The 9,302-nt window shown below is 60.2% G+C and carries 7 protein-coding genes; 4 read left to right on the top strand and 3 right to left on the bottom strand.

Annotated features, from left to right (window positions below):
* Window positions 1-91: 91 nt before the first annotated feature.
* Window positions 92-1,111, bottom strand: coding sequence for a tryptophan--tRNA ligase (gene trpS, locus GGD50_RS11325; protein ID WP_107108221.1), 1,020 nt, complete (start codon window positions 1,109-1,111; stop codon window positions 92-94).
* Window positions 1,112-1,416: 305 nt separating this feature from the next.
* A complete protein-coding gene (cckA, locus tag GGD50_RS11320) occupies window positions 1,417-4,035 on the bottom strand; it encodes a cell cycle histidine kinase CckA (RefSeq protein ID WP_107108222.1) in 2,619 nt (872 codons plus the stop codon).
* 286 nt (window positions 4,036-4,321) lie between these two features.
* Here cckA and GGD50_RS11315 point away from each other — a divergent pair, with 286 nt between their 5' ends.
* Window positions 4,322-5,272 carry a flagellar biosynthetic protein FliO gene (locus tag GGD50_RS11315; RefSeq protein WP_107108223.1) on the top strand — a complete coding sequence of 317 codons (951 nt, stop codon included), beginning with the start codon at window positions 4,322-4,324 and terminating at the stop codon, window positions 5,270-5,272.
* 92 nt (window positions 5,273-5,364) lie between these two features.
* On the opposite strand, the gene dksA is transcribed toward GGD50_RS11315, so the two are convergent.
* Window positions 5,365-5,784, bottom strand: a complete 420-nt coding sequence (dksA, locus tag GGD50_RS11310; RefSeq protein WP_015340076.1) for an RNA polymerase-binding protein DksA — start codon at window positions 5,782-5,784, stop codon at window positions 5,365-5,367.
* 280 nt (window positions 5,785-6,064) lie between these two features.
* Between dksA and GGD50_RS11305 the strand changes: the two genes are divergently transcribed.
* The 3 genes from GGD50_RS11305 (at window position 6,065) to GGD50_RS11295 (ending at window position 9,241) form a co-directional block, all read left to right on the top strand.
* Window positions 6,065-6,556 carry a SixA phosphatase family protein gene (locus GGD50_RS11305; RefSeq protein ID WP_107108224.1) on the top strand — a complete coding sequence of 164 codons (492 nt, stop codon included), beginning with the start codon at window positions 6,065-6,067 and terminating at the stop codon, window positions 6,554-6,556.
* A 124-nt stretch (window positions 6,557-6,680) separates the two neighbouring features.
* The gene (locus GGD50_RS11300) at window positions 6,681-8,156 is read left to right on the top strand and encodes a YcjX family GTP-binding protein (protein WP_107108529.1); all 1,476 of its coding nucleotides are present in this window, start codon (window positions 6,681-6,683) and stop codon (window positions 8,154-8,156) included.
* Entirely contained in the window at window positions 8,153-9,241 is a 1,089-nt protein-coding gene (locus GGD50_RS11295; RefSeq protein WP_107108225.1) for a YcjF family protein, read from the top strand. The genes GGD50_RS11300 and GGD50_RS11295 overlap by 4 nt, the downstream gene beginning before the upstream one ends.
* The last annotated feature ends 61 nt before the right edge of the window (window positions 9,242-9,302 follow it).

The following is a 9,302-nucleotide window of genomic DNA, read 5'->3' as shown; positions in this document are numbered from 1 at the left end:
GCTACGCGCTACGACAAGCTCGCCACAAACTTCGCCGCAACATGCTATATCGCCGCAATCATCATTTGGTGGATCTGATTGCGTCTCGACCCTAGGTCAAGGAGAACAGACCTAGAGCGGCGCGCAGTTCCGTAAGGGTTGCTTCCGTCCGCTCCCTTGCCCTGAGCGTACCCTGTCGCAGCACACCCAGGGCGTAGCCAGGATCAGCGGCATAGCGAGCACGGCGCTCACGGATCGGGGCGAGCAGAGCTTGCAGAATATCTTCAAGCCGTCGTTTCACGACCATGTCGCCAAGGCCGCCCTTTCGATAATGCTCCTTCAGCTCCTCGGCGAAATCCCTATCCTCGGCAAAGGCATCGAGATAGGTGAAGACGACATTGCCCTCGACCTTTCCCGGATCAGCAGCGCGCAGATGGGCGGGATCGGTGTACATCTGTCGCACGGCTTGCCGAATATCGTCCGGCGACGCGGATAGCGGGATAGCGTTGCCTTGCGACTTGCTCATTTTGGCTTTGCCATCGATGCCTGGCAGACGACCGACGATCGGGATCATCGCCTCGGCTTCCAGAAGAACTTCGTGGCCAACCTGCCGGTTGAGGCGACGCACGATTTCGTTGGTTTGCTCGATCAACGGGGCTTGATCTTCGCCTACCGGGACGATCGTCGCCTTGAAGGCGGTGATGTCAGCCGCTTGAGCGACGGGATAGCAAAGAAACCCCGCCGGAATATCGCGTTCAAAACCGCGGAGCTGGATCTCTGTCTTGATTGTGGGGTTGCGCTCCAGCCGCCCGACGGCGACGAAGTTAAGATAGAGCACCGTCAGATCGGCCAACGCCGGCAACGCGGATTGCAGGCAAAACGTCGTCTCGGTCGGGTCGATCCCGACGGCAAGATAGTCGTAGACAACCTCCAGCACGTTACGGCGAATCTTCTCCGGATCATGCGCGTTGTCGGTCAGAGCCTGCATATCCGCCAGAAGCAGGAATTGCTGGTGAGTGTGCTGGAGGGCCACGCGGTTCCTGAGAGAACCGACATAGTGACCGAGATGGAGAGGACCCGTGGTCCGGTCGCCCGTGAGAATGACCGGGCGATTGTCGATAGGTAAAGACATTTGGTTGCTCCACAGAGGAGCCGCCGCGATCGGGGAGAGTGCCGGGAAATGACCATGCCTGCCGGATCACGGCGGCAAGGGTCGATTTCAAGAAATGACGACTGCCGCTCCTAGAAGGAGCGCCACCACATCCGGAGGCCGGTGTTCGCGAGATCGGTCATGTCGGTTTGATGCCATGGATCGAGCAAAGATGGCAATGGGAAACATCTGACTTGTGCCCCCCCCCAGCGTTCAAATCTTGCGCGCGCCTTAGTTAGCAAGACGATAAAGCGCATCGAAACAGCGCTTTCTACAGCTTCCCTCACCTAGCGATCCAACGTCTCCCTGACGACAACGGCAAGCTGCTTCAGCGAGAATGGCTTCGGCAGGAAACCGAACTTGGCGTCGGCCGGCAGATTGCGAGCAAAGGCATCTTCGGCATAGCCGGACACGAAGATGAACTTCATGTCGGGATATTTCTTACGCAATTCGCGCAACAGCGACGGCCCGTCCATCTCCGGCATGACGACGTCGGACACGACGACATCCACCTGGCCGTCGAGTTCATCCATGATGTCGAGCGCTTCGACGCCGGACCCCGCCTCATAGACGGTATAGCCGCGTGTCTCGAGCATGCGCTTGCCACCCCGACGCACCGCCTCCTCGTCTTCGACGAGCAGAACGACGGCCGACTTGCCGGTGAGATCGGCAGGTTCTTCCGGCGGCGGGACGACGGCGGCGACACTTTGATCCATCGCCGAGACGTCGCGGCTCTCCGACACCTGACCTTCGATCACCGTCGGGATTTCGACGATGTGGCGCGGCAGGAAGATGCGGAAGGTCGTACCCTTGCCGACTTCGGATTCCGGATGGATGTAGCCGCCCGATTGCTTGATGATACCGTAGACCATGGCAAGGCCAAGTCCGGTGCCTTTGCCCACTTCCTTTGTTGTGAAGAATGGCTCGAAGATCTTGTCCATGATATCGGGCGCAATGCCCGTACCGGTGTCGCTGACCTCAACCAACACCATTTCCTCATGCGGCAGATAGGCGTAGTTGAAGCCGGCCACTTCCGTTGCCGACAAATTGCGGGTGCGCAGCGTCAGCGTGCCGCCGCCCGGCATGGCGTCGCGCGCATTGACGCAGAGGTTGATCAGCACCTGCTCGAACTGTGACAGGTCGGTCTTCACCGGCCAGAGATCGCGGCCATAGTCGACATCCAGCTTGACATGCGTGCCAGACAGCAGCCGGTCCACCAGCATGCGCAGATCGCCGATCACATCCGTCAGATTGAGGATCGTCGGCCGCATCGTCTGCTTGCGCGAGAAGGCCAGCAACTGCCGTACCAGTACGGCCGCACGGTTGGCGTTGCGCTTGATCTCCATGAGATCGGCGAAGCTCGCGTCCGATGGCCTTGCCTGCAGCAGCAGATGGTCCGATGACAACAGGATCGCCGTCAGCACATTGTTGAAATCATGCGCGATGCCGCCGGCGAGTGTACCGACCGCATTCAGCTTCTGCGTCTGCGCCATCTGCGTTTCCAGCGCCTTCTGCTCGGTCACTTCGACGGCATAAACGATGGCCGCTTCTTCAGGCGCTTCGTCGGTCTGATCGATGACGGCATTGATATAGAAGCGGAAATGCCGCGTGTCGTCTTTCGGATTACGCGAATCGATCGGCGGGATATCGCCCTGCCGGTCCTTGGCGGCGGCAAGCGCCTGCTCCAGCCGCGGCCGGTCAGCTTCATAGACGATGTTCTCGAGGGCGGCGCCACGCTCGATATCGTCGCGCGAAACGAGATCGGAGAAGAGCTTCAGGAAAGGTGCGTTGGTGCGCAGAATGTGACCCGCGCCATCCACGGAGGCAATCGCCATCGGCGTGTTGTTAAAGAAGCGGCTGAAGCGCATCGCCGCGACGGAGGCGGATTGATCGTTATCGCCGCCGTTCTGCCGGGTCAGCACGATGGTGCGGCTTTCACCCGGGGCGCCGTCGCGCATCGACGTGACACTGTGAACGATCTGCACCGGTAGGCTCTGGCCGTTGGCGCGGCGCAGGTCGAGATCGAGCGTCACCGTCTTTTTGAGGCCGGGTTCGGCCTGGACGGACTGGATCAGCGTCAGGCCCTCGCCGGCCACGAGATCGCCGATGGTCATCGAACCCGGCGTGAATTTGGTCAGATCGAAGCCCAGCCATTCGGCAAGCGTCGCGTTCAGATAGAAAATCTCGCCCTTGCGGCCGGCCGAAAAGAAGCCTGCCGGCGCGTGATCGAGATAGTCGATGGCGTTCTGCAGTTCCTTGAAGAAGCGTTCCTGATCGTCCCGCTCAGACGTGATGTCGGTGATCTGCCAGATATGCAGCGCCTTGCCGCGCCCCTGCTCCGGCGGCAGCACACGCGCTTTCAAGCGATACCAATGCGCGCCGTTACCATTGCCTTCCCCGGGGCCGAGCGGCTTCAGGAGCCGGAACTCTTCCGAACCCTCCTTGCCCTCGCGCAACCCATTGGCAAGACGATAGAGCGCTTCATTGGATTCGCGATTACGCGACAGCAGCGTTTCCAGCGACTGCACCTCGGTCGCCTTGGCCGCGCCAGTCAACTGACCATAAGCGCCGTTGGCATAGATGATGCGGCCCTTTTCGTCGGTGATCAGCGTGCCATCCGGATGGCTGTTCAGGAATGAACGCGCTAGGCTGTCGGACTGCGTCTGCGGCATGACCTCGACGAAGCCGATAATCGACGAGACGAGAAAGAAAATGCCGACCATGGCGAGAATGCCGAGCCCGCCAAGCACGGTTTCGTTGTCGAGCTGGTCCTTGAAGATAACAAAAGCGGCGGCGGCGGCCACCAGCACTAGGGCGAGCAGAATGATGCGCAGCACGGTGCCCGAACGAACCCCGCGATCCACCAGCGGCACGCTATACTCGTCGGACTGACGCTGCTTCGTCATAAACCCCTCGTCTCCGCCCTCTTCCTTCTCCCGTCAGGCACTTGACGGATCGCGGATTCGGACCTTTCGAATCTTCTTTAGCAATTTGCGGCATCAGCAAAAAGCTTTGCGGGGCTAGAAAGGCCTGTATTCACAAGGAAGAGCGCTGGACAAAGAACGATCTATCTTGTTTCCAGAGCGGACCTGTCCATATGATCGCCTCATATCGATACAAAGGTGAAGACGTTGGGCCGGTCGTTTTTGCGGCAAGGCTGCGACATCGGGGATAATTACGGAGTATCTCGAAATGTGGGACGAAATCGCCGGGGCCTATGGCAGTCGCTTCTTCCTCGCAGCCGGTGGGGTCGGCATTGCCCTTCTCCTATTGATCTGCATCCTCTGGATCTTCCGAAACCGCGCTCCCTCGCCTTTCGTGCGCGGCGGCAAGAACCGCCAGCCTCGCCTGCAGGTGCTTGACGCCGCCGCCGTCGACGCCCGCCGCCGCCTCGTGCTGGTACGCCGCGATGGCATCGAGCACCTTATCATGATCGGCGGCCCGACCGATATCGTCATCGAGTCAGGGATTTCCGATGCCGCCAAGGCGGGCATGCCGGCACCGACCCCGGTCGGAACGCCGCTGGCCTACGAACGCCGGCTGGAACCGGCGCAGGAAGCGCCGCGCCTCGATCATGCACCGGCGGCAGCTTCGGAACAGCCGATCCCACAGAGAGCTTCAGTCGAAGCCTATATGCCGCCGGAACCCAGCCCTGCCGTAGAACCGGCTCCTCTTCGTGCCGCACCGGCAATCGAACGCCCGCAACCTCCCGTAACACCGCAGCAGCACATGCCACAGTCGGCGGCGATGCTTGGCGAAGCGGAAGTAGCCAATATTCTCGATGCAGCTCGTCAGCACGTATTGCCACAGCAGCAGCCGGCGCGTGTCGCTGCAGCCGCGCCGCAGCCCGTCCTCCAGCCGATGGCTCCTACCGTTGCTTCGGCGGCGCCAGTGGTGGCACCGCCGCCGGTGCGCGAACCCGGCGCCGATTTCCAGAGCATTTTGGAAGCGGAAATGTCTAATAATCTCACGGCGGAACGGATCATACCGAATGTGCCGCCACAACGGCAGATACAGCAGCCAGTCGCCGCCCCGGCGCAGCGCCGCGATCCGGAACTCCCGCCGATGACCGGCGCGGATAGTGCGCTTCAGAAAGAGGTCGCACGTATTTTCGGCGAAATGAGCGTCAACCGCGACAAGTGAGGCGCCGACGGGCGTTCTGGTGGCATGAAAAAGGCACGGCGGATATCTCTGCCGTGCCTTAATTTTGCGTTCCAATCGGAGTGGTCTGAAACCTATTCGTCGCGATAAACCTTCTCGCGGCGCTCGTGACGTTCCTGTGCTTCGATCGACAGGGTCGCGATCGGGCGGGCGTCCAGACGCTTGAGACCGATCGGTTCGCCGGTTTCCTCGCAGTAACCGTAGGTCCCGTCTTCGATACGCTGCAACGCGGCGTCGATTTTTGAGATAAGCTTACGCTGACGGTCGCGAGCCCGAAGTTCGATGGCTCTGTCAGTTTCGGAAGAAGCCCGGTCAGCAAGATCGGGATGGTTTGCGCTTTCTTCGGCCAAATGGTCGAGGGTTTCGCGCGCTTCTCTTAGGATATCATTTTTCCAGGCGACTAACTTCGCTCGAAAATAAGCTCGCTGATTCAGATTCATGAACTCCTCGTCTTCCGAGGGCACATAATTGCTAAGATCGATCTTCTCACTCAACGCGATTCTCCTGAAGAACATCTCATATGGCGCGCTGTATAGCCCAACCGGTAGTAACGATTCAAGCCAAATAGACGTGGTAAACGGATTTTTAAATTTGTCATAAAAGTTGGCTAAAGGTTTATTTTTCCATTATATATTCGCGATGACGTAAATGTGATAGAACCATAACCTTCGCGTGAATGACCGCCAACCCCTCCGTATTGCCGTTCGCCCCGCAGTTGACGGCATATAGGATCAGGCGGTACGTCAAAGGCAAATCGAGCACGGGAATTCCGCTATGACCCGCATCACGCCTCCACCGTCCCGGATTTACCTGTTGCGTCATGCCAAGGCTCTGCGGCCAACACCTGGTCAGAAGGATTTCGACCGCGCGCTTAGCAGTGATGGCTATGCCGCCGCTGAAATTGTCGCCAAAAAAGCCGTCGACAAAGGCTACAAGCCGGAACTCGTCATCTCCTCGACAGCTTTGCGATGCCGCCAAACCGCCGACGCTATTCGCCACGCCATGAGCCCCTCTACCAAGTTCCGTTACGTCGACGCGCTATATGACGCCACAACAGACATCTATCTCGAAATCATCTCATCGCAGGTGACCGAGGACTCCGTCATGTTGGTCGGCCATAACCCGATCATTGAAAGTACGCTGGAAGCACTGATTGGCCATCACGCCTTGGTCTCCGCGATTCCCAAAGGCTTTCCGACCGCCGGACTCGCCGTTGTCGACTCGACGCCGTCGGGCTGGGTCCTCACGGATTTCGTCAAAAAATAGGTTCGGCAGAAAAATATCAGGTGGAGCAATGATTTTGCGGCCCTGATCCGCAAAGCGCGGTCTCTTTTCGGGCCTCCTATTGCTTCCTATATTGACGATCACGCTGTCATTCTGGGATCCCGCCTTGCCGCCAAGCCTGACCTCCTTCACAGACGACGCCCTGATCGCATTCGACAATCTCGTCGACCGCACGACTGGCCTCGTCAATCCGACAATAAGACTCGGCGTCACCGGCCTTTCCCGTTCCGGCAAGACCGTTTTCATTTCCTCCCTGGTGCACAATCTGCTGAACGGCGGTCGCCTGCCGCTGTTCGAGGCGGTGCAATCCGGCCGGGTCTCCGCCGTTCGCCTTGAGCCGCAGCCGGACGATGCAGTCCCGCGCTTTCAATATGAGGATCACATCCGCGCACTGGTGAAGGAACGCATCTGGCCGGATTCGACGCGCGCCATCTCGGAACTGCGGATCACGCTGGATTATCAGAGCGCCAGCGGCTGGAACCGACTATTTTCGCCCGGCCGCCTTTCCATCGACATCGTCGACTATCCCGGCGAGTGGCTGCTCGACCTGCCATTGCTCGGCAAGGATTTCCGCGCCTTCAGCGAGGAGACGCTGACGCTCGCGAAAACCGGCATTCGGGCGGAGCTGTCGCGTGCCTGGCTGGCGATGACGCAGTCGACCGATGCTTCAGCTTCCGCTGACGAGATGATTGCGCGCGAACTCGCCACCGCTTTCTCTGCCTATCTCAAAGCCTGCAAATCCGACGAACGTTCGTTGTCGACGTTGCCGCCCGGCCGTTTCCTGTTGCCGGGTGACCTCGACGGTTCGCCGGCCCTGACCTTCGCGCCGCTGGTGCCTCCGCCCGAAGGCAAAGCGCAGAAGGGGTCGCTCTGGGCAATGATGGAGCGCCGCTACGAGGCCTATAAGTCCGTCGTAGTGAAACCCTTCTTCCGCGAGCACTTCGCCCGCCTCGACCGGCAGATCGTTCTTGTCGACGCATTGCAGGCCATCAATCGTGGCCCGGAAGCGGTTCAGGATCTGGAACGCGCGCTGACGGATGTGCTTGCCTGCTTCCGCCCCGGCGCCAATTCCTTCTTCTCCTCCCTGCTTGGCCGCCGCATCGACCGCGTTCTGGTTGCCGCTACCAAGGCCGATCATCTTCATCACGAAAGTCACGATCGGCTGGAGGCGCTGACACGCCGCCTGGTGGAACGCGCCATCGAACGGATCGGCATGGCCGGGGCCGGCATCGAGGTCATGGCAATCGCGTCTGTCCGCGCCACGCGCGAAGCGACGGTCAAACGCGACGGTCAAACGCTTCCTGTTATCGTCGGCACGCCGATGGATCGCGAGGCGATCGGCGGCGAGACCTTCGACGGCAGTCGCAAAACGGCGGTCTTCCCGGGTGACCTTCCGGAAAATCCGCAATGGCTGTTCGATGCGTTTGAACCCGGTGCGACAAATGTCCATCTGCCCGAGGTGAGCGTCGTCCGCTTCCGCCCGCCGGAACTGGACGAGACCGGCGCCGGCATCAAACTCTCCGTGCCGCACATCCGCCTCGACCGCGCCATGCAGTTCCTGTTCGGAGATCGCCTCGCATGACGAAGCCGACCGCAGACGATCCCAAAGGCCTTTCGCGCCGTCCCGCTGCCTTTTCAGTCGAGCCGGAAATGTCGAAGGACGATTCGGCTACTAAAACAGTTGCGGAGCCGCCGCGCCGCAAGCCACAGAGTTTCGATACGGAAGTCGTCCTGACGCCGGATGAGGAAGATCCTTTCCTCAACCCTGCTCTTACCGCCTCCGATGTTGATATCGCAGTAGCCAAGCCGCGCCGCCGCGGTTTTTCCTTCGGCAAAATTGCCGCCGGCGCCTTCGGCATTCTCGTGTCTCTCGCCTTCGGTCTGTGGACCGACCAGTTGATTCGCGATCTCTTCAGTCGCGCCGACTGGTTGGGTTATACCGCCCTCGCGGTGCTCGGCGTCGGCATTCTCGCCGTCCTCGCCATCGTCATTCGCGAGACCGCCGGCATGATGCGACTTGCGGCGGTGCAGACGATCAAAGCGGAGGCCGAAGCCGCTATCGTTGAGACGCGCCCCGCGCGCGCAAAGGCACTCGTCCAACGCCTCTGCACGCTTTTAGAGGCCAATCCGGAAACGGCGAAGGGCCGCGCGACCTTAAAAGCGGCAGAAAACGATATCATCGACGCGCCGCAATTGATCGACCTTGCCGAACGGGAACTGCTCGGTCCGCTTGATCGACGCGCCCGCGCACTGATTCTCGGCGCCTCCAAACGAGTTTCGGTCGTCACGGCCGTTAGCCCCCGTGCGCTGGTCGACATTCTCTACGTGCTCTATGAATCGGCCAAGCTGGTGCGCGCCATGGCGGAGCTTTACGGCGGCAGGCCCGGCACGCTCGGCATGATCCGGCTGATGCGCGACGTGCTCGCTCACCTTGCAGTTACCGGCTCCATTGCCGTGGGTGACAGCGTCGTACAGCAGCTAATCGGCCACGGTTTGGCCTCGAAACTCTCGGCCCGGCTGGGCGAAGGCGTCGTCAATGGCATGATGACGGCGCGCATCGGCATCGCTGCGATGGATCTCTGCCGGCCACTGTCGTTCAAGGCGTTGAAACGGCCGGGAATCGGCGATTTCGCCGGAGATCTGGCGCCCAACATCACCGGCCGCTGAATGCTGCAAACGCCTGCGAAAGCGCCTTTTGCCTCCATAAGAAACCAAGCATTAACCATTC

The organism is Martinezella paranaensis (genome assembly GCF_014200235.1).
Taxonomy (GTDB): Bacteria; Pseudomonadota; Alphaproteobacteria; order Rhizobiales; family Rhizobiaceae; genus Rhizobium; species Rhizobium paranaense.
Note: the sequence above shows the minus strand (reverse complement) of the source record. Positions and strands in the feature narration are given on the sequence as shown.